Raw genomic sequence first — 23498 nt, forward strand, 5'->3', positions numbered from 1 at the left:
TCAGCTCCTCGTGATGGCGGGCGCGAACGGAATCACGTTCGATGTCCTCGCCTCGACCGGTCCGTCGCCATGCATGGCGGCCCGCACGGCCGCCCGCCGCGCATGGCGTATGCGGCCGCGCAGCAGCGCGTGCACGGCTGCGACCGCATCGTCGACGCTCACCGCGCGCAGGCACGGATGGCCGGGTTGATCGCACACGCTGTGGTAGCAGTTGCGGCATGGCACGTCGACGTTCAGCACCCGATGCGGCACCCGCCAGGGCGTGTGCTGCGGATTGGTCAGCGCATAGAGATCGACCACCGGCGTGCCGAGCGCGGCCGCGAGATGCACCGGGCCGGAATTATTCGACAGCAGCAGGTCGGCCGTCTCGATCAGCGCACCGAGTTCGCCGAGCGACAGCGCGCCCGCCAACGGCACCGCGCGCGGGCCCGCGCGGGCGCACACCGTGTCGACCAGCGCGCGCTCGCTCTCGCTACCCGTCACCGCGATGCCGTCGAACAGCGGCGCGACGCACGCGGCCACCTCGCCGAAGCGCTCGGCCGGCCAGCGACGCGACGCCGCGCTCGCGCCCGGATGAACGACGAGCCAGCGCGCGGATGGCGCGTCCGGCCGGCGCGGGCCGCCGATGCACTGCAACGCGGCCCGCAATCGCGCACTGACCGCGCGCCGCGCCGCGTCGCCCGGCTCGAACGCCATCCGCCAGTTCGACGTCGTGGCGCCGATCGCGCGCACGAGCGCAAGCTGCCGCGCCACCTCGTGCCGCACGTGCGACTCCGGTTCGCTTTCCGGCACGCGGTCGGTCAGCAGTTCATACGGGTTCTCGCGGCAATGCGCGAGCCGCAGCGGAATGCCCGCCAGCCAGCACATCATCGCGGCGGGCAGCGGATTCTGGCTGTAGACGGTAAAGACCGCGGCCGCATCGAAACGGCCGGCCAGCAGCCGAGCGATCATGTCGAGATCGGCCACCGGATCGCCGCGCACGTCGGGGTGCTTGACCCACGGCGCGTCGTAGGTCCACACGTCGTCGACCATCGGCAGGTGCGCCGCCAGCGCGGCGCCCGTGCGCGACGTCAGCAGCGTGAGCCGGCGACCCTCGCCGCTTTCCTTCAGCGCGCGCAACGCGGGCGTCGTCATCAGCACGTCGCCGACGCTGTCGAGCCGCACGCACAGGATGCGTCGCGCGCGACGCCACGCGGCGTTCATCGCCGCACCCACGTGCCGTGCCGCCGCACGGCTTCGCGCGCGACGATGTCGGCCGCGAGGTCGACGCGATCGACGACATGGTGCGGCGTACGCGCGGCGCCGGTGCGCCATTCGGTCTCGTGCCCGCAGTCGACGAGGATCGTGCGGCAACGCGCGGCGCGCCCGGCCGCGACGTCGTCGAGGATGTCGCCGATCATCCAGCTCCATTCGGGGACGACGCCCAGCGCGGCCAGCGCGCGACGCAACATGCCGGGGCGCGGCTTGCGGCAGACGCAGTCGACCGTATAAGCCGGCACGCTGCCACGCGGATGATGCGGGCAGTAGAAAAAATCCGCCAGCGTCGCGTCGTTCGCTTCGAACAGTTCGGCGAGACGCCGACGGACCGCGCCCAGTTCGTTTTCGGTAAAGCGGCCGAGCGCGACGCCCGGCTGGTTCGAGACGACCACGATCGGTATGCCGGTCGTGCCGAGCGTGCGCAGCGCGCGTGCCGCGCCCGGTGCGAGGCGCATCCGCGCCGGATCGACGTTGTAGGGCACGTCGTCGAGCAACGTGCCGTCCTTGTCGATCAGCACGGCCCCGGGCAGCCCCCTTTCGCGCGTCAGGGCCATGACGTCTCCTTCATCGGCAGCACCATCAGTTCCGGCACCACGGTGCCGGGTGGCTGCATCAGCACGAAGCGCACGGCGGCCGCGACGTTCTCGGCCGGCTGCAGCGTGTCCGCGTCGATGTCCGGGAAGCGGTCGAGCACGAACGGCGTGCGCATCCCGCCCGCGACGATCGCCGACACGCTCACGCCGGCCGGCCGCAGTTCGGCATGCAGCGCGTGCGACAGCCCGAGCAGCCCCCACTTCGTCGCGTGATAGGCGGATGCATTCGGCCACGCGCGTTTCGACGCGGTCGACGCGATGTTGACGATATGTCCGGTGCCGCGCGCCTTCATCATCGGCACGGCGGCATGGCACATCAGGTAGGGGCCGAGCAGGTTCGTCATCAGCACCTGCCGCCACGCATCGACGCTCACGTCGTCGATCGGCGCGGTCACGTCGATCGCCGCGTTGTTGACGATCACGTCGAGGTCGCCGAGCGCTTCCCGCGCGTCGTGCACGACCTGCAGCACGGACGCTTCGTCGCGCACGTCGAGCGGCCGGCCGACCGCCGGCCCACCGTGCCGTTCGAGCCGCTGCGCGACGGCGGCCGCGCGGTCGCCGTCGAGATCGGCGACGATCACGTGCGCACCGTGCCGCGCCAGGTCTTCGCAAATGGCCTCGCCGAGCCCGCGGCCGCCGCCGGTCACCAGCGCGACGCGGCCGGCGAGCGGCGCTTGGGCCGGATCGTGTTTGACGTCGTTCACCTGCACCTCCCGTGGACGTCCGGACGCATCCGGACGGGCTGTGACGCGTGTCGCGACAAGCGTCGGTGCCGGAGATACAGCGAGAACCGTGCCGACTTGCGTGCGCCCGTGCCGCCTCGCGCGCCGGTACGCGATCGCTGGCTTTTTTATAAGCTGCTGTAAAAACCGCCCCGGCCGGCCGCGCTCAGATCGCCAGCGCGTCCGGCGTGGCCTGCGCGCGGCGCTTCGCGAGCGCACGCAGGCAGTGCGCGATGCAGCCCGCGAATGCCTCGTCGAACCACGGCTGCGCGCCCGACACGCCGACCACGATCCCGCCGAGCGCGACACCGCCCCACAGGTTCGTATCGCCCGCGCGCAGCCGGTACGGCTCCAGCGCCTGCACGACGTGGCCGTCGCGGCCCGTTTCCCACGACAGCCGCGCCTTCGCGCGCGCATACGCGCGGTAGTCGGCGTCCCAGTCCTTCGGGTCGGGCAACGAGAACTCATACAGGATCGCGTCCTCGAACGCCGCGTCGTGAGGCCCGAGCGCGGGATCCATGATCACGATGTGCAGGCAACCGCTGTCGCCGACGAAGTCGCTCTGCAGCGCGGCCGACAGGCTCGGCAGGAGCAGTTCGACCGCGGCGACCGCGGTCGGGCGGTCGACAAACGCGCTACCGGCGCGGCGGCCGGTCAGCGCTTCGGGTGGCGGGTTGGACATGGGTTTCTCCAGAGGAAAATGTGCGTGCGCGCAACGTCGCGATCAGGTCGGCCGTTGCCGCGGGCTTGGTCAGGTAAGCATGGAAACCGGCCTCGACCGCGGGCGTGCGGTCGCGCTCGCGCGCGTGGCCGGACAGCGCCACGCCCTCGAGCGGCGCGCGGCCTTCCCGATCACGCGCGGCGTCGATCTGGCGAATGCGCGACATCACCGCAGCGCCGTCTTCCTCGTCGTCGCCCAGGTCGATGTCGCACACGAGCAGCGCCGGCCAGTCGGCCCGGCGCGCGCGCCACAGGTCGTCCGGCAGCATCACGGCCGCTGGTAGCGCATAGCCCGGCGCGTGAACACGGCCGTGCATGCCGCATGGATCGCGAACGTGACGAAGATGATCGCGGTGAAGCCGCCGCCGTACTTGCCGACGGCGAGCACGAGCACCGCCCGGGCGGCGTATCGTCGGTTCCCGTCGTCATGCGTGCCGGAGGCGGTTCGGGGCGCGCCGTTTCGTGCACGCGCGCTCAGTGGTGCGGCTTGCGCTCGCGGTCGCGGTCGCGGTCGCGACCGACGGTGCCCGGCTCGGGATCGAGCGCGGCAGGCTGCGTCGGCGTCACGGTCCGCTGGTCGGGATGCAGCACCATCCCCGAATCGTGCTCGCCCTCACGACGAACCCGCACGCGATTCTCGACGTCGCGCACGCACATGCAGCCGTCGGCCAGATCCTCGATGCCATGCTTCATCCATCGCGCCGGCACCGTGCCGTCCAGTTCGACGCGTCCATCCTGTACCTGCACCGTGACGTCGCTCACGTCGATGTCGAGTGCACGCGTGAGACGCTCGCACACATCTTCGCGGATCCGCTCGTCCGATCGCGTATAGCCTTTCGGCCCGCGACGATTGCGCAACGCGTCGCGTTCGGCCTCGCTGCAGAACCGCGACAAGTCGGGGGCGCCGCCGCCATAGCGCCGATTGCCGTACGGGTCACCATAGGCGCGGTCGCTGTCGTACGCGCCCATCCGGTAATGCCCGCGAAACTCCGGGGGAACGCCGCGGTACTGGTTTTCCCCGTACTGGCTTTCCCGCCAGTCGCGGCCCTGCGCGCGACGTTCGCGTTCGCCGTAGCCGGGATCGGGTTCGCGCGCCGGCTGGCGCCGGAAGTCGCCCTGCCAGCCCGCCTCGGCCCCGCCGCGCCGCTGGCCGACCGGCCGCGCCGCGCGTTCGCTCCATTCGCTGCCCCAGTCTTCCGGACCGACGTCCTCGCTCGCGAAGCGGCGGTACGCCGCCTCGTCGCCCTCTTCGGGCCATCGCGCCGGATCGTCCGGGATGCCGCGCTCGCCGGCGCCCCGGTATGCGCGTTCGTTGCGCTCCTGCCAGTCGGGCGGGCCACCGCGTTCGCCGTGCCGTCCGGGATATCGTCGTTGCATCGTGTCCCTCCTTGGTCGCGTCTGCGCCGCGCACGGCCCCATGCCGTGTCACGGCGCGCGTCGGTCAGCTCGAATGCAAGTCGCGTGCCGATGTCGTGGCCGATGGAAGACGGACGCGCATTGCGACGCCGATCCGCTGCCGGGCGCGAGAATCTGCAATGCGATTGCAGTTTTTGCGTGCCGGGCGTCACGGCGTGTCGTCATCGCCCGCTTCGTCCTGGTCATCCGGTTCCGTCGTGCGACCGGGCTCGCTCAGTCGCTCGGCGCGGTCCGGCTTGATGTCCATGCTTTCGTCGAGCGGCGAATCGACGTCGAACGGATAACGCCGCGCGCCGGCCGTGTCGCTGCCGCTGTCGGAGGAGTCGCTCGGCCCCAGTGCGCGGCCGTCGCGGCCGCGACTGGCATTGTCGTCGTCCGGGTCGGACGGTTCGTTGTCGGGGTTCAGCGTGCTGTTCATGTCGCTCTCCTTGCGAGGCTTGGCGGCCGTGTGCATCCGGGCAACCGCGGCATGGCTGGCGGACCGCAAGCGCGCGCAATCGGCATGCCGCATCGCGCCCCGGAACCGCTGGAACCGATTTCGCGCGGCCGGCACGACGATCGGCACAACCGATGCGCGCCCATTGATCACCCGCGTTGAGTTCCCTTATGCTTTCGGGGTGCCAATCCGGTTCGTACCGCCGCCGCCCGCCCGACGGTGGCCGGGCGGCGCTTGCCCGCCCGTCTTCGACAAGCCGCTCCGATGATGAAAGACGACATCGATCCTCGCTCGCATCCCCCGCCGCTCGGGCAATCCGAGGCGTGCGACCTGTTGCACCGCTTCGCCGAGTTCCGGTTCCAGACGGTGGTCGAGTCGATTACCGACTACGCCGTGTTCATGCTCGATCCGCACGGCAACGTCGCGACCTGGAACGCGGGGGCCGCGCGCATCAAGGGCTATCGCGCCGCGGAGATCGTCGGCCACCACTTCTCGCGCTTCTATCCGCCCGACGCGATCGCGGCCGGCCGGCCGTCGCTCGGGCTCGCCGAAGCGGCCGCCCACGGCCACTTCGAGGACGAAGGCTGGCGCGTGCGCAAGGACGGCTCGCAGTTCTGGGCAAGCGTGACGATCACGCCCGTGCACGATCACTCGCACCAGCTCTGCGGCTTCATCAAGATCACGCGCGACATGACCGAGCGCAAGCGGCTCGAGGAACTCGAAGCGTCGACGCACCGGCTCAGCGTGTTCATCGCGATGCTCGCGCACGAGCTGCGCAACCATCTCGCGCCCTTGCGCCATTCGGTCGGCGTGCTGCAGAGCCTGGCCAACCCGGCCCCCTCGCTCGCGCAGTGCCGCGACGCCGTGAATCGTCAGGTCACGCAACTGACGCGGCTCGTCGACGACCTGCTCGACGTCGGGCGCATCACCGCCGGCAAGCTCGAGCTGGACGACCGCCCCATTACCGTGCGCGACATCGTGTGCCGCGGCGTCGAAAGCATCCAGCCGAAGCTGGCCGCGCGCGGGCAGCAGATCCACGTCGATCTGCCATCCGATGCCGTGCCGCTGCACGGTGACGATGCGCGGCTCGTCCAGGTGCTGCACAACCTGCTCGACAACGCGTCGAAGTTCTCGCCGCTCGACGGACGCATCGACGTCGGCGCCCGGATCGAGGGGCCGGTCGTCGCGATCCGCGTGACCGATCGTGGCGTCGGCATCGCGCGCGACGCGCTCGAAACCATCTTCGACCTGTTCGAGCAGGAAAGCGGGTCGGACCGGCGGCCGGCCGAAGGCTTCGGGCTGGGTCTCGCGATCTGCCGGACGTTCGTCGAACTGCACGGCGGGCGCATCTCGGCCGAAAGCGACGGCCCCGGTCGCGGTGCGACGTTTACGGTGCGGTTGCCGATCGACCGCATGGCGCGCGCGACAAGCGGCGAGGTGCGCGGGTCGGTCAAGTCCGCGCAGACGGACACCACGCCGCTCCGTATCGTCATCGTCGACGACAATCGCGATTCGGCCGACACGCTCGCCGTGCTGCTGCAGGTGAAAGGGCACGCGCCCCGCGTCGCCTACAACGCGCGCGACGCACTGGCGCTCGCCCGCGACTACGCCCCGCAGCTGATGATCCTCGACCTCACGATGCCCGACGTCGACGGCTTCACGCTCCTGCACGAACTGCGCGCGATCGATGCACTGCGCGACGCGACCTGCGTTGCGCTGTCGGGACATGCCAGCGCCGCGGACCTTGAACGCACCGAACGCGCGGGTTTCGACGAGCACCTCGTGAAGCCCGTCGAAATAGCCGTGCTCGACGCGCTGCTGCAGCGCGTCGCGCGCCGGGTTCGCGACACGCCGTGATCGCCATGCTCAAGCCACCGCGCGACACATCGCCGCGCATGCTTCACACGCGAGCGCGCCGCGGCGGCAATGATCGTGTGCATGCCGCAGGCATTCGGCCGCACACAGGTCGCATGCTTGCGCGCACAGCGCGCAGATGCTTGGCGTAAGCACACTGCGGCGCGCCATCGCGCCCGACGCGAAGCGGCACAGCTGCGCGCATTCGATGTCGAGCGCGATGCAGTCGGCCAGCGCTTGCGCGTCGCGCTCGGCGAGGCACGCGGCCGTACACGCATCGCATGCGTGTGCGCATGCGTCGCAAGCGGCCATGCAGTTGTCGTATGGATTGTTCATCGCAGTCCTCCCGGTTTCGGTTGGCATCGTCATGGCGTCAGCTTCACCTTCATCCAGCCCGGCTCGCGCGTGTCGAACGCGCGATAGGCATCGATCGCATTCGTCAGCGGTTCGCAACGCGTGAGCACCGACAGCGGGTCGAATGCGCCGCTGCGCACGAGCTCGACGAGCGGCGGCGCCACCGTTCGGTGATTGCAGTTGCCCATCTTGATCGTCAGGTTGCGGTTCATGGCATCGCCGACCGGAAACACGCGCGACGCCGGCGGATACACGCCGATCACCGCCACCGTGCCGGCTTTCGCGACCGCGCGCACCGCCCATTGCAGCACCTGCGACGGCCCGTCGCCCGGCACCCAGTTGCGGCCGTCCGGCTTGCGGTGCGGCGCGATCGCCTCGACTTCCGCATCGAATGCATGCGCCGCATCGCGATCGGCCGCGGCCGGCCCGTGCGTCGCGCGCATCGCGTCGACACCCACCGCGTCGATCACGCGATCGACGCCGATCCCGCCCGTCAGCCGCAGCACCGTCTCGACCGGATCGTCCTCCGAAAAATCGACGATCTCCGCGCCTTGCGCGCACGCCATCTCGAGACGCGACGCAACGCGATCGATCGCGATCACGCGTCCGGCGCCCATCAGCTTCGCGCTCGCGATCGCGAATTGGCCGACCGGCCCGGCACCGAACACGGCGACCGTGTCGCCCGGACTCACTTCCGCGAGCTGCGCACCGAAATAGCCGGTCGGAAAAATGTCCGACATCAGGATCGCGCGATCGTCGTCGATGGCATCGGGCAGCCGAATCAGGCTTGCGTGCGCAAGCGGCGTGCGCGCGTATTCGGCCTGCAGCCCGTCGAACGCGCCGCTGTCGGCCGGACCGCCGAAGAACGCGGTACCCGCACGCGGGCCGCCCGGGTTCGCGACATCGCATTGCGCGGTGTAGCCCGCGCGACAGTACGCGCAACTGCCGCATGCGATCGTCGACGGAATCAGCACACGATCGCCGCGCCGCAGGTTGCGCACGTCGCGCCCGACCGTCTCGACGATGCCGACACCCTCGTGGCCGAGGATCGTGCCCGGCTTCATCCCGCCGAGGGTTCCGCGCACCATGTGCAGGTCGGTGCCGCAGATCGCGCTGGCCGTCAGGCGCACGATCGCGTCGGTCGCGTCGGTGACTTCGGGATCGGGCACCGTGTCGAGGCGAATATCGCCGATTCCGTGAAATACGACTGCTTTCATGTCAGGCCCTCCTTGTTCGAACGTTTTCGGAAATACCGAGAAAGAAGTTGAGCAAGGAGTGGGCCCCGGCGGGCATCACCTGAATTCTCTCCGCGGTGCGGAGGGAATTCATCTGTCACGGCGCCAAGGATGTCGTTGAGGGTGTGGGGTGTATGCGCTCGAGCTTCAGCCCGGCCTGCGTTGATGCCGTGCCGATCTCGACGCGCCGGCTGCGACCGCGCCCGGTTACGTCGAAAAGTACGGCGCGCCCGGGCACCGTGACGAGCTCGTCTGGCACCACTGTATCGGCTGGAGGCTGTCGTCGGAGCTGGCACCTTACCGCTGGGAGTTCTTGGAAAACGGCCGCCCTTTCGACGTCGCGGTGGAGCCGCAGCTGACGACGAACGATTTGCGCCTGATGCTGTGTCTCGCGCTGGCCGGCGCCGGCATCCCGTTCGCGCCCGAGGACTGCCTGCGCGCGCATTTCGACGATGGGTCGCTCGTGCCGCTGCTGGAGGATTTTCTGTCGCCGTTTGCGGGGTTTTTTCTCTACTTTCCGCAGCGGCGCAACAGGGTGCCGAAACTCCGGGCGTTGATCGATCATGTGCGGCAATGGCAGGCGCCGCCGTCTGGCGTTGGCGGTTGACGCGTGCCGCGTCACATGAACGCCCCCGCGATGGTCTTGAGGTATTGAGGCGCGTCAGGGCGTGCCATGCGAAGATGAGGATGGGTGACGACCAGACATAACCCTGTGGTCTCGCCGAGAGTTGTCCGGCCTTATCCGGCCATCTAGACAATCCCGCCACTCAACGAAGCGCCGGTACACGTAGCACCGCAGCACTGGGTTTGACGTTGATTCCGATATTATTTGGCTTCCCTCCACCACTCCCCCCGACTTCTCCCGCAGGACCGTTGCGGCTTGCCCCCCCCGACGTCGAGGTACCGGACGACGTCGGGTTTCCCGTGATGGTGATAACGTCACCGCCTGCGGGCGTTCCGCCGATCGTCAACGTGACCGGAGAACTATTGTTGCTCATGGTGACTTGTGTATTTGGCTTACCGGGGCTCGCGGTCGCAACCAGCGGAAATGTCTTCTTCATTGCAAAGGAGACGATGCCATTTTTGGACGATGCTGTAACGTCGGCCTTCTTAAAATCGCTACTCGCGGCGACCGCGGATGCCACGCTGTCCGCGACCGCCGCGACGGTTTGTCCACCCTGCGGTACGGTATATTTCACACTGATCGACTGACTGCCTGAAGTAGCGGACTGCCCTGACTGCGAGGGTTGCAACGCAACCGATATGGTGCCCTCCGCCCACGCAAGCGAACATTCATTGTGGTACGAAAGAATCATGCTTCGCTCGGCATAGACATCGAGATTGTCCCGCCCATTCTGGTCAAGCCCGTTCAGATACGCGATGTATTTCTGGATATCCGCCTGATAAGTCGACTGTATAGATTGAGCGACGTGCGCGATAGACAGGGTGTTCAAATAGTTGGCGCTGACACCGGTCTTTGCCGCCCCGAACACGGTGCTACCAGCTGTAAGGGAATGGACGACTGTGAGCGGAGTGAACACGGTAGCCAGCGCGGACGAGATAGTCCCCAGTACATCGAATGCAAATCCCGATCCCGCCATCTGCGAGTAAAGGGAATTGACGAAATCAGCACAATTCGATTGGGAATCTTGAACGAGTACATTAACAGCCTGGAAATTTGACAGCGGCTGAGTCGGCGCCCCGCTTCCGTCTCCCGCCTGCGCCCCCGAAGCCCCATCGGCGGCGGCCGCTCTCGCTGGCCCCCCTGCCAGCGCCTCGCTGGCCGCCATCAAAGGCTTCGCTGTCAGTTGAAAACTACGTGGCACGGTTGAGCAACCCGCAGTCAGAACAATGGGCAGCGATAAGACTGCCAAGTAAGTGGGTTTCATGGCATCCCCATCTTTTCGAGTCGTTGTAATCGAGCGGCGCCACTGCTTGCGCAGCAAACACGCGTCAAGCGGCAGGTTTCGGGGGACGCACTGGGTGCATAACCGATTCGGGGCACGAGGGCAGCGGAGACAAGACCTCGGCGAATCCAGGCGAGTCAATGCTCGGCACCGTAGACAACGATGGCGCCGGCCGCGCGTCCGACAATCCGACGTCACTCGCGCGGAGGCGCCACTTCCTATTCCAGGCACGCGCCTCCTTCTCAGTCAATCCCGCTTCAGATATCGCATCGACAAAGAACGCGACATCACGCCCCAGGCGATCGTCATCCACATTGGAGGTTGGGAACAACTGCGAGAAACCTCGCCGCACGTTGGGTGGCGTAAACGGCAGCCCTTTAGAGGAAAGAAGCTTGCGAATCTTCGTAGCCGTGACATCGGAGTCGCCAGGTGGTGACGACTGCGTCGACCGGTCAAGGAAAAATCCGTAGTCAACCTCTGTCGGCGTGACACCCAGCCTCCGGTACAGCTGGAAAAACGATCGCATTTTCGATGCATCGCTAGCGGGCGACGCATAGTGCTGCTGATAGGCCGTGCGCACAGCAGCGAATGAACCGAAACGCGCAAATCCGTTCGTCCATAATGCCCGTCGCTGGTCATCTACAAAAACGGAGCACAAAAACCTGCGTGCCGACTCACCGTTCAAGTGGATGAGCTTGCGCAATGCGCCCGCCTCACTGCCGAATGCCTGATCGACAAGGGCGGGGGTGCTAGCATCGACCCGCGCGACGATCCACTGCACTTCTTGGCCGCCGCCGGCCGTGGCACCACGCGGCCCCCAGGTCACGAAGCTTGAACGATCGTTGCTGAAGCATGTTTTCTCTGGGTGAGCAGGCGACCAAAGTGGCTTGTTCTGGCAGAAGTTCCATTCGAGATGGTCATAATCGGTCGCCTCGTAGGTGAGGACCAACGACTGCGCCCGTTCATCGGCCGAAGGTGGAGGCACGTCCGGAAGCAACTGCTTCCACAGTTCCAGTGTCAGCGCCCCCTTAAACGCTGCAGACTCTTTGGGCAGCTTCTCCTTCACTGACGGGCAATTCGCGACGACCTTCACAACTCGCGTGGAGTCAGCACCGAACACGCCGTCTGCTTTCAGGCCGGGGGATCCACAACCGAGCGCCATGCCATCGAGGGCTGCTTGCGCCCGAGCGACTTTTCCATACTTCCCATCGAAAATCACTCGATCGTGCGCCGCGTAAAGCGTGACGTCGTCCTGCGCGGGCGCGGCAGCGACATAGCCTCCCCCACATGCGGCCGCTAAAACGGCCGTTGTCGTCAAGCGAATCATTGTTATCCCCCGCCGAACCGATCTATTGTGGTCGTGATTGTTTCTGCTCCGCACGCCTGCCATCTCGTACGTGAGACAAGCATAGACGGTACTCGAAGCAGAACCAATCAGATTCTTGCCCCGGACCTGAGCCGGTATCAGCGAGTCGCATGGGTTGGTGGAGCTAGGGCGACGTGACACGTGCAGCACGCATCGGTCGCGCCAGCTTGCAAACTCATCCGTCTATCAATGCGCATCAGACGCCCGGTGTAATTCGCGACCGCAATCGAACAACGCTCGTGCCCCAATCCGATGCGATCGGCAAGCCAAGGTCCGGATTCCCCCCGTCGCTCGATGAACACAAAGAACACTAAAAATCGCGGCGCGAACAGATATTCGGAAACATCAGCTCGACAACCCTTACCAGCCAGCACTTCGACGAATTCCACCGCCCCCCGCGCCCCCCCAACCATCACAATTCATTTAACTTTCCGTGAGGACTTCGACACCGGCCGCTGACTACGATGGGCGCATGTTTTCAGGACCTGCTGCCAGGAGCCCATCATGCCCACCCGCAGACATCTGCTGTTCGCCGGCGCCACCGGCCTCGCCGTGCTCGCGACCCTGTCGTCCGTCAGCCGCCGCGCGCTGGTCGGCCGTGCGTTCGCCGCATCGCCGGCCACTCCGCAGACGGCCGCCCCTTTTGAAGTCACCCTCAGCGACGCCGAATGGCATCGCCGGCTCACGCCCGCCCAGTATTCGATCCTGCGCGAAGCCGGCACCGAGCGGCCGTACACCAGCCCGCTGAACGACGAGCACCGGCAAGGCACGTTCGCGTGCGCCGGCTGCAACCTCGCGCTGTTCTCGTCGGCCACCAAGTTCGACAGCCATACGGGCTGGCCGAGCTTCTGGAAGCCGCTCGACCACGCGGTCGCCACGAACACCGACGCGTCGTTCGGGATGATCCGCACCGAAGTGCACTGCCGCCGCTGCGGCGGCCATCTCGGCCACGTGTTCGACGACGGTCCGCAACCGACCGGCCTGCGCTACTGCATGAACGGCCTCGCGCTCACCTTCCACCCCGCCGCCGCCTGATCCGGCCCCGAACTCCCGACCGACTGGAGAACGCACCATGCTGCTCATCGTCCTTGCCTACCTCGGCGGCGTGCTCACGATCCTGAGCCCATGCATCCTGCCCGTGCTGCCGTTCGTGTTCGCGCGCGCCGACCAGCCGTTCGTCCGCAGCGGCCTGCCGCTGCTCGTCGGCATGGCGCTCACGTTCGCCGTCGTCGCGACGCTCGCGGCCGTCGGCGGCGGCTGGGTCGCGCAGGCCAACCAGGCCGGCCGCTGGGTCGCGATCGTGCTGCTCGCGATATTCGGTCTGACCCTGCTGATGCCGCGCCTCGCGGAGCACCTGACGCGCCCGCTCGTCGCCGCCGGCAACCGGCTCACCGGCTTCGCGCAGCGCGACGGCCGTCCGGCCGGCCCCGCGTCGTCGCTGCTGCTCGGCGTGGCGACCGGCCTGCTGTGGGCGCCGTGCGCGGGCCCGATCCTCGGGCTCGTGCTGACCGGCGCCGCGCTGCGCGGCGCCAGCGTCGGCACGACGCTGCTGCTGGTCGCGTATGCGGCCGGCGCGGCGACGTCGCTCGGCGTCGCGCTCGTGATCGGCGGCAAGGTGTTCGCCGCGATGAAGCGCTCGCTCGGCGCCGGCGAATGGATCAAGCGCGGAATCGGCGTGGCGCTGCTGGCCGGCGTCGGCGCGATCGCGCTCGGCCTCGATACAGGGGCACTCGCGCAGCTGTCGACCGTCACGACGGGCGGGCTCGAGACGAAGCTCGTCGACCGGCTCGGCGGGCGTTCGAACGGCGCACCGGCGGCGATGGCCGCGACAGGCAACGCCGTGGACAACACGAACGGCGGCGCGATGATGGCCGCGGCTGCCGATGGCACGCAGGCCGGTGGCGGGGCGATCGCCAGGGGCGCAATGATGCGCGCGGTGGATACGACGCATGCGCCTGCCGCGCTGCCCGTCGAAGGCACGCTGCCGTCGCTCGACGGCGCGGTGCAGTGGCTGAACTCGCCGCCGCTGACGGCGGCCGGCCTGCGCGGCAAGGTCGTGCTGGTCGATTTCTGGACGTATTCGTGCATCAACTGCCTGCGCACGCTGCCGTACACGACCGCATGGGCACGCAAGTACGCGCCGTACGGGCTCGTCGTGATCGGCGTGCACGCGCCGGAATTCGCGTTCGAGCGCGACATCGGCAACGTGAAGAAGGCCGTGCACGACCTCGGCATCGACTTCCCGGTCGCGATCGACAACCGCTTCACGATCTGGCGCGCGTTCAACAACGAATACTGGCCCGCGCACTACTTCGTCGACGCGCAGGGGCGCGTGCGCCGCCACCACTTCGGCGAAGGCGAATACGCGGAATCGGAGCGCGCGATCCAGTCGCTGCTCGCCGAGGCCGGCCATCCGGAAGCGCTGAACGTGCCGATCGGGCTCGCCGGTGCGCCCGCGAAGGGTGCGCTCGCCGCGGCCGACAGCGCGGACGTCCGCTCGCCCGAGACCTACGTCGGCTACGCACGCGCCGAGGACTTCATGTCGCCGGGCGGTGTGGTGCGCGACGCGGCGTCCCACTACGCCGAGCCGGCCCGTCCCGGTCTCAACGACTGGGGCCTCGCCGGCACGTGGCAGGTCGGCGCCGAACGCGCGACGCTCGCGGCCCCGGCCGGCCGCATCGTCTACCGCTTCCACGCACGCGACCTGCACCTGGTGCTCGGCCCCGGCGAGGACGGCAAGCCGGTGCGCTTTCGCGTGACGCTCGACGGCGCGGCGCCCGGTGCCGCGCACGGCAGCGACGTCGATGCGCAAGGCTACGGCACCGTGACCGGGCAGCGCCTGTACCAGCTGGTCCGGCAGCCCGGCGCGATCGCCGACCGCACGTTCTCGATCGAGTTTCTCGATCCCGGCGTGAATGCGTATGCGTTCACGTTCGGCTGATCCCGGCAGGACGTGGCGCACCGGCGCCGCGTCCGAGCCACCCGCTTCCCATTCCGCCTTTCGAAGGAGCACACCGTGAACACCCCCTCCCCCCGCGGTCCCGCACCGCAACGGCGCACGGCGATGCTGCGCCGCATCGGCGCCATCGCCGTCGCGGCTGCCGCCGTGTTCGGCTACCAGCGCATCGTCAATTCCGCCGAGCCGATGCGCACCGTGCCCGCCCCGACGCTCGACGAAACGCCCGGCGCATCGCACGACGAGACGGCCGTGCTCGCCGGCGGCTGCTTCTGGGGCGTGCAGGGCGTGTTCGAGCACGTGAAGGGCGTGAAGCAGGTCACGGCCGGCTATGCGGGCGGCGCGTCCGAAACCGCGCACTACGCGCTCGTCGGCTCGGGGCTGACCGGGCACGCGGAATCGGTTCGCATCGTCTACGACCCGACCCAGATCACGTACGGCCGGCTGCTGCAAGTGTTCTTCTCGGTCGCGCACGATCCGACCGAGCTCAACCGGCAGGGCCCCGACGAAGGGCCGCAGTACCGGTCGGCGATCTTCCCGACCACCGCGCAGCAACGCGCGGTCGCGACCGCGTACATCGCGCAGCTCGGCACCGCGCACGTGTTTCCGGCGCCCGTCGTCACGCGCGTCGAGGACTACAAGGGGTTCTACCCGGCCGAGGCGTATCACCAGAACTACCTCGAACTGCACCCCGACGCGCCGTACATCGCGTACAACGACATGCCGAAGATCGCCGGGCTGAAGCAGCACTTCCCGGCGCTGTACCGCACCGACGCCGTACTGTGGCGCGATACGCGCTCGTGACCGGCAAGCGGCCGCGTGACGGGGTGAGGGGGTGACGGCGTGGTGCCTGCCGCGCCGTCTGGGCCCGTGCAGCCACCCAAGACCAGGCGCACACCGCCTTCGACCCGGTTTGCGCTGCATCAACGAAACGGCGGCCGCCGTGCCGGGGCAAACCCGCATCGCGTCCGCCGCGGCAGGCAACTTCGCGTAGACTTCTCCAGATCCCCGCCGCATCATGCGGCGCCCGGAACCCCAGTTCAGCCAGGAGACGTCACGCATGCGCGCAGTGCCCATTCCTGACAGCGGCACCCTTGTAGAACCCTCTGCCGGCGCGGCCGTGCGCGACCTGCGCCGTGTGCCGATTCATCCCGATCACTGGTACCCGCTCGCGTGGTCGCGCGAGCTGAAACGCGGCAAGACGCTCGGCGTGCGCTTCGCCGGCGATCCGATCGTGCTCGTGCGCACCGAATCCGGCGCCGTGTATGCGCTCGAGGATCGTTGCGCGCACCGCCAGGTGCCGCTGCACGCGGGCGTCGTGAGCGGCGAGACGCTGCGCTGCTGCTATCACGGCTGGACCTACGCGTGCGACAGCGGCCGCTGCGTCGACGTGCCGTACCTCGGCCGCGAGCGCCTGCCCAACGGCGTGCGCGCGTATCCGTGCCGCGAAGCGCACGGGCTGATTTTCGTGTTCCCGGGCGATGCGACGCTCGCCGACACCCGGCCGTTCCCCGCGCTCGAATCGGCGGACAATCGTGCGTACAAGACGCGCCGCTTCGGCCGCGAGGTCAAGTGCCACTACTCGTTCATGCACGAGAACCTGATGGACATGAACCATCAGTTCCTGCATCGCAAGCAGATGGGGCAGATGCGCGCGCGCTCGGTGGGCCGGCGCCGCGGCGACGACTGGGTCGAGGTCGACTACACGTTCGCGCGGATGGAAGGCAAGCAGCCGGTGGGCGAAGCGCTGGTGTTCGGCGCCAGCAAGAAGCCGGCCGACCAGTCCGACAAGAGCGTGATGACGGTGCGCACCGGCTACCCGTACCAGACGCTGCAGATCCGCTCGAGCGAAGGCACGCTCGTGATGGACCTGTGGATCGTCTACGTGCCGCTCGACGCCGAGCAGCGTACCAACCGCACGTTCGGACTGCTGTCGATCCACAAGCCCGGCATCCCGTTCGCGCTCGATCTCGCGTGGCCGCTGCTCGTCTGGTTCACCGAGCGCATCTTCCGTGAGGATCGCTGGATCGTCGAGCGCGAGCAGGAAGCGCACGACGCCCAAGGCGCCGACTGGAACCACGAGGTGTTTCCGGTCATCAACGAGCTGCGCGACCTGCTGCGCCAATGCGGCGCGCGCACGGTGATCCCGATCCGCGACGCACGCGACGGCGCGTGATGCGTGTGGCGCGCGACCTGAGTCGCGCGCGCCGTTACAACCGGAACGCGCCCGGCAGCAATGCATGGGCCGTCGTGACCTCGACGGCCCCTTTCAGGTTGGCCAGGATCACTTCGATGTCGGGCGTGCCGATCTCGATGATCACCTGGCGGCACGCGCCGCACGGCGCGATCGGACCGTCCGTGTCGCCCACCACCGCGAGCCGCGTGAAATCCCCCGGACGATAACCGGCGGCAATGGCCGAAAACATCGCCGTGCGTTCCGCACAATTGCAGAGTCCGTAAGACGCGTTCTCGACGTTGCAGCCGTGAAAAACCGTCCCGTCGCGCGCCTGCAGCGCCGCGCCGACCTTGAAGCGCGAATACGGCGCATACGCGTGTTCGCGCGCCGCCTTCGCCGCTTCGATCAGTTCGTTTCGTTCCATCTCGTCATACCCTCGATTGTGTGCGGGAAGGTATCGGCGCGGCCAAACCCCGACCGTCGCGATACCCCCGTGACGTGAAGTGATCGCCTATGCCCGTACCGGCGATCAGTCAGCCGATCTGCTGATAAATGGTCGGCGGCGCGTCGCCCGTCTCGCCCAGCACGTAGCTGCGCTGGATCGTGTCCACCGCGTGCGCGGCTGCTGCGGCGTCGCGGGCATGCACGTAACCGAGCGGCTGGCCGGCCTCGACACGCTGCCCGATCTCCGCGAGCGCCGTCAGGCCGACACTGTAGTCGATCGCATCCGCCGCGCGCGTGCGGCCGCCGCCGAGCGCGACGACCGCCAGCCCGAGCGCGCGGCAATCGACCCGCTGCACCACGCCGCTCTCGCGCGACGGTACCGGCACGATCACCTCCGCCCGCGCCAGATGACGCGCAGGTGCGTCGATCAGGTCCGCGGGGCCGCCGAGCGCCGTGACCATCCTCGCGAAGCGTTCTGCTGCCGCACCCGTATCGAGCGCCTGCTGCAACTTCGCGCGCGCCGCTGCGACGTCGCGCGCCAGCCCGCCGGTGACGAGCAGCTCCGCCGACAGCGCCATCGTGACCTCATGCAGGCGCGCCGGACGCGACTTGCCCGTCAGGTAGTCGATCGCGCACACCACTTCGAGCGCATTGCCCGCGCACGGCGCGAGCGACTGGTTCATGTCGGTGAGGATCGCGGTCGTCTTCATGCCGGCGCCGTTGCCGACGTCGACGATGCTGCGCGCCAGTTCCGCCGATTGCTCGGCGGTCGGCATGAACGCGCCGGAGCCGACCTTGACGTCCATCACGAGCCCGTCGAGCCCCGCCGCGAGCTTCTTCGACAGGATCGATGCGGTGATCATCGCGACCGACTCGACGGTCGCCGTCACGTCGCGAATCGCATAGATGCGCATGTCGGCCGGCGCCAGCCGCGCGGTCTGCCCGATGATCGCGACGCCGACGTCGCGCACCGTGCGGCGAAACGCACCCGTATCGGGCGTGACGTCGTAGCCTGGAATCGCGCTGAGCTTGTCGAGCGTGCCGCCGGTATGGCCGAGCCCGCGCCCCGAGATCATCGGTACGTAGCCGCCGCACGCGGCCACCATCGGCCCGAGCATCAGCGACACGACATCGCCGACGCCGCCGGTCGAATGCTTGTCGATCACCGGCCCGTCGAGCTCGAGCGCGCGCCAGTCGAGCACGTCGCCCGAATCGCGCTGCGCGAGCGTCAGCGCGACGCGCTCGTCGGTGCTCAGGTCGTTGAAATACACGGCCATCGCGAACGCGGCCACCTGGCCCTCGGTCACGCTGCCGTCGGTCACGCCGCGCACGAACGCGGCGATCTCGTCGCGATCGAGCGGCTGCCGGTTGCGCTTCTGGCGAATGAATTCCTGCGGTAAGAACATCGTTGCCTCTCCTCGATCGGTCGATGGCCGCTGCGGGTTCAATGCAGGGAAAAGAACAGGCCGGCGATCGCGGCGCTCATCAGGTTCGACAGCGTCGCGGCGGTCAATGCGCGCAGGCCGTGCCGCGCGACTTCCGAGCGGCGCTCGGGCGCGACCGCGCTGAAGCCGCCGGCGAGAATCGCGATCGACGAGAAGTTCGCGAAACCGCACAGCGCGAACGACACGATCGCGAGCGTCTTCGGGTCGAGCACCTGCAGGCCGGCGGCGGCGACGTGCTCGCCGCCCTTCAGGTACGGCGACAGGTCGCCATACGCGACGAACTCGTTGAAGATCAGTTTCTCGCCGATGAAGTTGCCGGCCAGCGCCGCGTCGTGCCACGGCACGCCGATGATCCATGCGAGCGGCGCGAACAGGTGGCCGATGATACCCACCAGCGTGATCTGCGGAAAGCCCGCGAACGCGGCCACGCCGCCGACGATGAGGTTCATCAGCGCGATGAGCCCCACGAACGCGATCAGCATCGCGCCGACGTTGATCGCGATCCGCAGCCCGACCGAAGCACCCGACGCCGCGGCCTCGATCACGTTGGCGGCCCGCTTGTCGTCGAAGTCGAGCCCGTCGACCACGACGCGGCTCGGCTCGACCGTCGGATACAGCAGCTTGCCGAACAGCAGCCCGCCCGGCACCGCCATGAACGACGCGGCGAGCAGGTATTCCATCCGCACGCCGAGGCCGGCGTAGCCGACCAGCACCGAGCCCGCGACCGACGCCATGCCGCTCGCCATCACCGTGAAGATCTCGGCGCTCGTCATGTTCCGCACGAACGGCTTCACGAGCGCGGGCATCTCGCTTTGCCCGAGAAAGATCGTCGCGACCGCCGAGCACGCCTCGATGCGGCTCACGCCGAGCACTTTCGCCAGCGCCGCGCCGAGGATCGCGACGATCCACTTCATCACGCCGATGTAGTACAGCACCGCGATCAGCGCGGTCACGAAGATGATCATCGGCAGCACGCGCAGGCCGAACACGAACCCGCCGTCGCCGAACAGCTGGAACATCCGGCTGTCGACGAGCCCGCCGAATACGAATGCGATGCCGTGATTGCCCATGTCGAGCACGCGATTGACGCCGTTCGCGGCGCCCGCCAGCGCCGCGCGGCCTGCCGGCACGAACAGCACCAGCGCGCCGATCGCCAGCTGCGTGCACAGCGCGGCGATCATGGTCCGGCCGCTTACCGCGCGCCGGTTGTTCGACAGCAGATAGGCAACCAGCAGCAGGAACAGCATACCCAGGAGACTGCGCAGAATATCCACCTCGTACTCCTTGCTCTCAATGTTGTTGGATTGTTCGGCGGGCGGCCCGGCACGCCTGCGCAACGCCGTCGGTGGATATTACTCGCGGGCATGCACGCCGACAACGCAAACAAAATGGTCGCATTTGCGCGACGTCGCGGGTTGTGTCGACTTGCTAAGTTCTTCTATGTACCGGGCGATCGGAGAGGCGGGATCACGCTCCATTCGTCCCAAATACTGAGAGAATTGGTGTGATGCGGGGAGGAGGCAGGAGCGGTGCCGGCACGAATGGAAACGCACGCTCAAACATGCGCGGGGCGTGCCGTTCCAACCGACACGCCCCGCACGATACGCAACGCTCAACCGGCGCGTTCGACCGGATGCGGTTCACGCAACCGGTTCGCGATCCGCGCGGCCTCGTAGTAATTGGCCGCCGGCGGGCGCTTCAGATAGCGGCCCACGCCGCGCACGGCACGCAGATCGCCGTCGGCCCACGCGAGTGCGCCGCGCGTGAGCGTGTGGGTTGCGACACCCTGCACCGTCATGCCCTCGAACACGTTGAAGTCGACCTGCTGGTGATGGGTCTTCACCGAAATCGTCCTGGTCGCGGACGGGTCCCACACGACGAGATCGGCATCGGCGCCCACCTGCACCGCGCCCTTGCGCGGATACAGGTTGAAGATCTGCGCGGCGTTCGTCGACGTGATCCGCACGAACTCGTTCGGCGTGATGCGGCCATGATTCACGCCGTGATGCCACAGCACCGACATGCGATCCTCGACACCGCCGCAGCCGTTCGGGATCTTCGTGAAGTCGTCGCGGCCCATCGCCTTCTGCGATGCGCAGAACACGCAGTGGTCGGTCGCCGTCGTATGCAGTTGCCCCGCCTGCAGCCCGCGCCACAGTGCCTCGCGATGCTCGGCCGAGCGGAACGGCGGGCTCATCACGTGCGCGGCCGCACGCGTCCAGTCCGGATCGCGATAGACGGCCTCGTCGATCACCAGGTGGCCCGGCAGCACCTCGCCGAACACGCGCAGCCCTTCGCTGCGCGCTTTGGTGATCGCATCGACCGCGTCCTTCGCGGACACATGCACGATATACACCGGCACGCCGAGCACCTGCGCAATGCGGATCGCGCGGTTCGCGGCCTCACCCTCGACCTCCGGCGGCCGCGACAGCGGATGCGCCTCCGGCCCCGTCATCCCGCGCGCGAGCAACGCCTTCTGCAACTGGAACACGAGCTCGCCGTTCTCCGCGTGCACGGTTGGCAACGCGCCGAGTTCGAGCGAACGCGAGAAGCTGTTCACGAGCACCTCGTCGTCGGCCATGATCGCGTTCTTGTACGCCATGAAGTGCTTGAAGCTCGACACGCCGTGTTCGCGCACGAGCGTGCCCATGTCGCGATGCACGCTCTCGTCCCACCACGTCACGGCCACGTGGAAGCCGTAGTCGGCCGCGGCCTTCTCGGCCCAGCCTCGCCATGCGTGAAATGCGTCCATCAGCGGCTGCTTCGGGCTCGGGATCACGAAGTCGATGATGCTCGTCGTGCCGCCCGCGAGCCCGGCGGCCGTACCCGAGTAGAAATCGTCGCTCGCGGTCGTGCCCATGAACGGCAGTTCCATGTGCGTATGCGGGTCGATGCCGCCCGGCATCACGTACTGGTCGTGCGCATCGACGACGGTCGCACCGGCCGGTGCGTCGATCTGCTCGGCGATCTGCAGGATCGTGCCGCCGTCCTCCGGGGCTGCGCAGAGCACGTCCGCGCGATAGGAGCGGTCCGCATCGACCACGGTGCCGCCACGAATCAGGATTGCCATGGGGTTGCCTCCTCGTTGACTGTCGGGTGCCGCATCAAGCGCTCGCGATCTGCGCGTGCTGTCCGGCGCGCCACTTCATCCAGGTGCCGTACACGCATGACGCCAGCACGAGGCCGACGAACCACGCGTACGTATAAAGCGTGTTGAAGAACGCCGGCACGTTCGGAAACGACGCCGGAAAGGCCGTATGCAGGAAGCCGGGCAGGTTCGGCAGCACGCCGACGGCGAGCGCGGCCAGCGCGGCCGGGTTCCAGCCGCGCGCGTAGCTGAAGCCGCCGCGCTCGTCGAACAGCGCGCGCGTGTCGAGGCGCGTGCCGCGGATCAGGAAGTAGTCGACCATCAGGATCCCCGCCACCGGCCCGAGCAGCGCCGAATAGCCGACGAGCCAGGTGAAGATGTAGCCGTCCGTCGTCGCGAGGATCTTCCACGGCATCATCACGATCGCGATCGTCGCGGTGATCATCCCGCCCGTGCGGTACGAGATCGCCTTCGGCCACAGGCTCGAGAAGTCGTAGGCCGGGCCGACGAGATTCGCGGCGAGGTTGCAGCACATCGTGTCGAGCGTGAGGATCACGAGCGCGATACCCACGCCGATGCCCGTCATCCGGCTCGTCAGGTCGATCGGATCCCAGATCGCGTTGCCGTAGATCACGACGGTCGCCGACGTCACGACGACCGATACCACCGACAGCAGCGCCATCGGCAACGGCAGCCCGATCGACTGCCCGATCATCTGGTCGCGCTGCGAATGCGCGAAGCGCGTGAAGTCGGGAATATTCAGCGCGAGCGTCGCCCAGAAGCCGACCATCGCGGTCAGTCCCGGCCAGAAGGTCGCCCAGAACAGCCCGGCCTTCTTGCCGCCCGCGGCGAACTGCGACGGCGCCGACAGCATCGTGCCGAAGCCGCCCGCCTTCGACGTCGCCCACCACACGAGCGCCACGCACATCACGACCTTGATCGGCGCGGACCAGCTCTCGAGCCAGCGAATCGAATCGGTGCCGTGCCAGATGAAGTAGATCTGCAGCGCCCAGAACACGAGGAAGCACGCGAGCTGCCCGAACCCGATGCCGATGACCGGCAGCGCCGCGCCATGCAGCGCATTGCCGGTCAGGATGTTCAGCAGCGTATAGATCGCGCTGCCGCCGAGCCAGGTCTGGATCCCGTACCAGCCGCACGCGACGATCGCCCGCAACAGCGCCGGCAGCTTCGCGCCCTGCGTGCCGAACGACGCGCGCACGAGCACCGCGTAAGGAATCCCGTGCTTCGCGCCCGCATGGCCGATCAGCAGCATCGGCACGAGCACGATCAGGTTGCCGAGCAGCACGGTCATCACCGCCTGCCACGGCGACATGCCTTCCTGGATCAGCCCGGCCGCGAGCATGTACGACGCGATGTTCATCACCATCCCGACCCATAGCGCCGCGAAGTGATACCACTTCCACGTGCGCTGCGCCGGCGTCGTCGGCGCGAGGTCGTCGTTGTACAGGCTGCCGCCCTGCGCCGCGGCGCTATCGGGATCGGCGGAATTCGCTGCGTGATTCATCGAA

At 68.0% G+C, this 23498-nt stretch carries 21 protein-coding genes and 2 pseudogenes; 6 read left to right on the top strand and 17 right to left on the bottom strand.

What is annotated here, in order from left to right:
- From CFB82_RS38585 to CFB82_RS38615, 8 genes and pseudogenes are all read right to left on the bottom strand, one after another.
- Complete coding sequence (locus tag CFB82_RS38585; RefSeq protein WP_089487556.1) at positions 1-1203, bottom strand: glycosyltransferase family 9 protein; 1203 nt, start codon at positions 1201-1203, stop codon at positions 1-3.
- The gene (locus CFB82_RS38590) at positions 1200-1811 is read right to left on the bottom strand and encodes a D-glycero-alpha-D-manno-heptose-1,7-bisphosphate 7-phosphatase (RefSeq protein ID WP_089487506.1); all 612 of its coding nucleotides are present in this window, start codon (positions 1809-1811) and stop codon (positions 1200-1202) included. Before CFB82_RS38590 ends, CFB82_RS38585 begins: the two co-directional genes overlap by 4 nt.
- Positions 1802-2554 carry an SDR family oxidoreductase gene (locus CFB82_RS38595; RefSeq protein ID WP_089487555.1) on the bottom strand — a complete coding sequence of 251 codons (753 nt, stop codon included), beginning with the start codon at positions 2552-2554 and terminating at the stop codon, positions 1802-1804. The genes CFB82_RS38590 and CFB82_RS38595 overlap by 10 nt, the downstream gene beginning before the upstream one ends.
- Before the next feature lie 184 nt (positions 2555-2738).
- Entirely contained in the window at positions 2739-3254 is a 516-nt protein-coding gene (locus tag CFB82_RS38600) for a hypothetical protein (RefSeq protein WP_089487507.1), read from the bottom strand.
- Positions 3208-3579 (bottom strand): annotated as a pseudogene (locus CFB82_RS38605) (response regulator); the annotation flags it as partial. The gene CFB82_RS38600 and the pseudogene CFB82_RS38605, both read right to left, overlap by 47 nt.
- A complete protein-coding gene (locus tag CFB82_RS44300) occupies positions 3561-3686 on the bottom strand; it encodes a hypothetical protein (protein WP_256990707.1) in 126 nt (41 codons plus the stop codon). The pseudogene CFB82_RS38605 and the gene CFB82_RS44300, both read right to left, overlap by 19 nt.
- An 80-nt stretch (positions 3687-3766) precedes the next feature.
- Positions 3767-4669, bottom strand: coding sequence for a BON domain-containing protein (locus tag CFB82_RS38610; RefSeq protein WP_089487508.1), 903 nt, complete (start codon positions 4667-4669; stop codon positions 3767-3769).
- 187 nt (positions 4670-4856) lie between these two features.
- Positions 4857-5126 (bottom strand): chemotaxis protein, encoded by a 270-nt coding sequence (locus CFB82_RS38615; protein ID WP_089487557.1) that lies wholly within the window; start codon positions 5124-5126, stop codon positions 4857-4859.
- Positions 5127-5408: 282 nt separating this feature from the next.
- Here CFB82_RS38615 and CFB82_RS38620 point away from each other — a divergent pair, with 282 nt between their 5' ends.
- The gene (locus tag CFB82_RS38620) at positions 5409-7001 is read left to right on the top strand and encodes a PAS domain-containing hybrid sensor histidine kinase/response regulator (protein WP_089487509.1); all 1593 of its coding nucleotides are present in this window, start codon (positions 5409-5411) and stop codon (positions 6999-7001) included.
- Positions 7002-7010: 9 nt separating this feature from the next.
- Here CFB82_RS38620 and CFB82_RS38625 read toward each other — a convergent pair whose 3' ends face one another.
- Together CFB82_RS38625 and CFB82_RS38630 are read right to left on the bottom strand one after the other, a co-directional pair.
- Positions 7011-7334, bottom strand: a complete 324-nt coding sequence (locus CFB82_RS38625) for a four-helix bundle copper-binding protein (protein WP_174946848.1) — start codon at positions 7332-7334, stop codon at positions 7011-7013.
- Positions 7335-7363: 29 nt separating this feature from the next.
- A complete protein-coding gene (locus CFB82_RS38630; protein ID WP_089487510.1) occupies positions 7364-8569 on the bottom strand; it encodes a zinc-dependent alcohol dehydrogenase in 1206 nt (401 codons plus the stop codon).
- Positions 8570-8792: 223 nt separating this feature from the next.
- On the opposite strand from CFB82_RS38630, the pseudogene CFB82_RS38635 reads away from it, so the two are divergent.
- Positions 8793-9194, top strand: a pseudogene (locus CFB82_RS38635) (LysR substrate-binding domain-containing protein); the annotation flags it as partial.
- Positions 9195-9354: 160 nt separating this feature from the next.
- On the opposite strand, the gene CFB82_RS42710 reads toward CFB82_RS38635, so the two are convergent.
- The gene (locus CFB82_RS42710) at positions 9355-10476 is read right to left on the bottom strand and encodes a hypothetical protein (protein WP_143751037.1); all 1122 of its coding nucleotides are present in this window, start codon (positions 10474-10476) and stop codon (positions 9355-9357) included.
- Positions 10477-10540: 64 nt separating this feature from the next.
- Positions 10541-11821, bottom strand: coding sequence for a hypothetical protein (locus CFB82_RS38645; protein WP_089487512.1), 1281 nt, complete (start codon positions 11819-11821; stop codon positions 10541-10543).
- 543 nt (positions 11822-12364) lie between these two features.
- Between CFB82_RS38645 and msrB the strand changes: the two genes are divergently transcribed.
- The 4 genes from msrB (at position 12365) to CFB82_RS38665 (ending at position 16992) form a co-directional block, all read left to right on the top strand.
- Positions 12365-12895: a peptide-methionine (R)-S-oxide reductase MsrB gene (msrB, locus tag CFB82_RS38650; protein WP_089487513.1), complete on the top strand. Its 531-nt coding sequence runs from the start codon at positions 12365-12367 to the stop codon at positions 12893-12895.
- A gap of 37 nt (positions 12896-12932) precedes the next feature.
- Entirely contained in the window at positions 12933-14801 is a 1869-nt protein-coding gene (locus CFB82_RS38655) for a cytochrome c biogenesis protein DipZ (protein WP_089487514.1), read from the top strand.
- Between the two features lie 123 nt (positions 14802-14924).
- Positions 14925-15620, top strand: coding sequence for a peptide-methionine (S)-S-oxide reductase MsrA (gene msrA / locus CFB82_RS38660; protein ID WP_089487515.1), 696 nt, complete (start codon positions 14925-14927; stop codon positions 15618-15620).
- A gap of 256 nt (positions 15621-15876) precedes the next feature.
- Positions 15877-16992 carry an aromatic ring-hydroxylating oxygenase subunit alpha gene (locus CFB82_RS38665; RefSeq protein WP_089487516.1) on the top strand — a complete coding sequence of 372 codons (1116 nt, stop codon included), beginning with the start codon at positions 15877-15879 and terminating at the stop codon, positions 16990-16992.
- Positions 16993-17026: 34 nt separating this feature from the next.
- Here the strand turns inward: CFB82_RS38665 and CFB82_RS38670 are convergent, their stop codons facing one another.
- The 5 genes from CFB82_RS38670 to CFB82_RS38690 form a co-directional block, all read right to left on the bottom strand.
- Positions 17027-17416, bottom strand: coding sequence for a cytidine deaminase (locus CFB82_RS38670; RefSeq protein WP_089487517.1), 390 nt, complete (start codon positions 17414-17416; stop codon positions 17027-17029).
- Between the two features lie 109 nt (positions 17417-17525).
- A complete protein-coding gene (gene deoA / locus CFB82_RS38675; RefSeq protein WP_089487518.1) occupies positions 17526-18842 on the bottom strand; it encodes a thymidine phosphorylase in 1317 nt (438 codons plus the stop codon).
- Positions 18843-18880: 38 nt separating this feature from the next.
- Entirely contained in the window at positions 18881-20155 is a 1275-nt protein-coding gene (locus CFB82_RS38680; protein ID WP_069249965.1) for a NupC/NupG family nucleoside CNT transporter, read from the bottom strand.
- Positions 20156-20493: 338 nt separating this feature from the next.
- Complete coding sequence (hydA, locus tag CFB82_RS38685; protein WP_089487519.1) at positions 20494-21951, bottom strand: dihydropyrimidinase; 1458 nt, start codon at positions 21949-21951, stop codon at positions 20494-20496.
- Positions 21952-21985: 34 nt separating this feature from the next.
- Positions 21986-23494 (bottom strand): NCS1 family nucleobase:cation symporter-1, encoded by a 1509-nt coding sequence (locus CFB82_RS38690; protein ID WP_089487520.1) that lies wholly within the window; start codon positions 23492-23494, stop codon positions 21986-21988.
- Positions 23495-23498: the final 4 nt, after the last annotated feature.

This window comes from Burkholderia sp. HI2714 (genome assembly GCF_002223085.1).
Taxonomy (GTDB): domain Bacteria; phylum Pseudomonadota; class Gammaproteobacteria; order Burkholderiales; family Burkholderiaceae; genus Burkholderia; species Burkholderia lata_D.

Coding starts and splice junctions, on each gene's coding strand:
- CFB82_RS38590 (WP_089487506.1), bottom strand. CDS start 1,811: ATGGCCCTGACGCGCGAAAGGGGGCTGCCCGGGGCCGTGCTGATCGAC.
- CFB82_RS38655 (WP_089487514.1), top strand. CDS start 12,933: ATGCTGCTCATCGTCCTTGCCTACCTCGGCGGCGTGCTCACGATCCTG.
- CFB82_RS38610 (WP_089487508.1), bottom strand. CDS start 4,669: ATGCAACGACGATATCCCGGACGGCACGGCGAACGCGGTGGCCCGCCC.
- deoA (WP_089487518.1), bottom strand. CDS start 18,842: ATGTTCTTACCGCAGGAATTCATTCGCCAGAAGCGCAACCGGCAGCCG.
- CFB82_RS42710 (WP_143751037.1), bottom strand. CDS start 10,476: ATGAAACCCACTTACTTGGCAGTCTTATCGCTGCCCATTGTTCTGACT.
- CFB82_RS38690 (WP_089487520.1), bottom strand. CDS start 23,494: ATGAATCACGCAGCGAATTCCGCCGATCCCGATAGCGCCGCGGCGCAG.
- msrA (WP_089487515.1), top strand. CDS start 14,925: ATGCTGCGCCGCATCGGCGCCATCGCCGTCGCGGCTGCCGCCGTGTTC.
- hydA (WP_089487519.1), bottom strand. CDS start 21,951: ATGGCAATCCTGATTCGTGGCGGCACCGTGGTCGATGCGGACCGCTCC.
- CFB82_RS38600 (WP_089487507.1), bottom strand. CDS start 3,254: ATGTCCAACCCGCCACCCGAAGCGCTGACCGGCCGCCGCGCCGGTAGC.
- CFB82_RS38630 (WP_089487510.1), bottom strand. CDS start 8,569: ATGAAAGCAGTCGTATTTCACGGAATCGGCGATATTCGCCTCGACACG.
- CFB82_RS38625 (WP_174946848.1), bottom strand. CDS start 7,334: ATGAACAATCCATACGACAACTGCATGGCCGCTTGCGACGCATGCGCA.
- CFB82_RS38615 (WP_089487557.1), bottom strand. CDS start 5,126: ATGAACAGCACGCTGAACCCCGACAACGAACCGTCCGACCCGGACGAC.
- CFB82_RS38620 (WP_089487509.1), top strand. CDS start 5,409: ATGATGAAAGACGACATCGATCCTCGCTCGCATCCCCCGCCGCTCGGG.
- CFB82_RS38645 (WP_089487512.1), bottom strand. CDS start 11,821: ATGATTCGCTTGACGACAACGGCCGTTTTAGCGGCCGCATGTGGGGGA.
- msrB (WP_089487513.1), top strand. CDS start 12,365: ATGCCCACCCGCAGACATCTGCTGTTCGCCGGCGCCACCGGCCTCGCC.
- CFB82_RS38665 (WP_089487516.1), top strand. CDS start 15,877: ATGCGCGCAGTGCCCATTCCTGACAGCGGCACCCTTGTAGAACCCTCT.
- CFB82_RS38670 (WP_089487517.1), bottom strand. CDS start 17,416: ATGGAACGAAACGAACTGATCGAAGCGGCGAAGGCGGCGCGCGAACAC.
- CFB82_RS38585 (WP_089487556.1), bottom strand. CDS start 1,203: ATGAACGCCGCGTGGCGTCGCGCGCGACGCATCCTGTGCGTGCGGCTC.